Source organism: Burkholderia sp. Bp9099 (genome assembly GCF_003857805.1).
Lineage (GTDB): Bacteria > Pseudomonadota > Gammaproteobacteria > Burkholderiales > Burkholderiaceae > Burkholderia.
In genome coordinates this window covers 1-997 of sequence record NZ_QTPU01000095.1, presented here as the reverse complement: position 1 = coordinate 997, position 997 = coordinate 1, and the positions used below count along the sequence as shown (strand labels likewise).

Genomic DNA, 997 nt, shown 5'->3' with positions numbered 1-997 from the left:
ACACGACGTTCGCGCTGTGCGCGATGCTCGAAGGCGACTACGAGATCTACATGGTCGCCGACGCATCGGGCGGCACGACGCAGGCTGCGCATGATTTCGCGATGCAGCGCATGGTGCAGGCCGGCGTGGTGCCGGTCACGTGGCAGCAGGTCCTGCTCGAATGGCAGCGCGACTGGGCGCACCGCGAGACGTATGACGCCGTGATGGCGATCGCGAAGGAGCATTCGGGCGCGTACGGCATGGGCGTCGACTACGCGTACACGATGGTCCACAAGGCACCGCAGCGCACCGCGACGCCGCACGAGTCGATCCCGGCCGTGCCGGCGAAGTAAGCGCAGACGGTCTGCGACCGTCGATGCCGGTGCGGCGGGTTCGATGCGAACGCGCCGCACCGGCGCCGTTGCCGCGGGCGGCGGACCGTGAACGAATCACGGATGCCGTCCGCGGCGTGTTGGCCAGGACGTCAGGACCTGCTCTCCAACCAGTCCGAGAAATTGATCGTATGGAACCCTATCTGGTTTCCCTTGGTGCGGGCTTGCTGATCGGTGTCATTTACAGCGCCATCAAGGTGCGCTCCCCGGCACCGCCGCTGATTGCCCTTGTCGGGTTGCTCGGCATGGTGATCGGCGTGCAGGCCATCCCCACCCTCAAACAGCTCTTTGGCTTCTGATCGAAGCGAGGTGATGCATATGACCGCAACCGGGACTCAACCGGATCTGATCCTCCACAACGGACGATTCACGACCCTCGACCGCGCGAATCCCGTCGCGACCTCCGTCGCGATCAAGGACGGCCGCTTCGTCGCGGTCGGCAGCGACGCGGACGTGATGCCGCTCGCGGGCCGCGCGACGAAGATCGTCGATCTCGGCGGCCGCGGCGCGCTGCCCGGCCTGATCGACAACCACTGCCACGTGATTCGCGGTGGCCTGAACTACAACATGGAGCTGCGCTGGGACGGCGTGCCGTCGCTCGCGGTTGCAATGGACATGCTCAAGCG

At 66.1% G+C, this 997-nt stretch carries 3 protein-coding genes; all 3 read left to right on the top strand.

Annotated elements, in window-relative coordinates; genetic code table 11:
* On the top strand, positions 1–332 hold a 332-nt coding region (locus DIE17_RS37045; protein ID WP_124524138.1), incomplete at its 5' end, for an isochorismatase family protein.
* A gap of 170 nt (positions 333–502) precedes the next feature.
* Positions 503–670 carry a DUF1427 family protein gene (locus tag DIE17_RS37040; RefSeq protein WP_044847131.1) on the top strand — a complete coding sequence of 56 codons (168 nt, stop codon included), beginning with the start codon at positions 503–505 and terminating at the stop codon, positions 668–670.
* Positions 671–689: 19 nt separating this feature from the next.
* The coding region (locus tag DIE17_RS37035; RefSeq protein WP_148095018.1) for an amidohydrolase family protein at positions 690–997 on the top strand (308 nt) is incomplete at its 3' end.

Bases quoted from the DNA above. Each gene is read 5' to 3' on its own strand.
- DIE17_RS37040 (WP_044847131.1), top strand. From the start codon at position 503: ATGGAACCCTATCTGGTTTCCCTTGGTGCGGGCTTGCTGATCGGTGTC.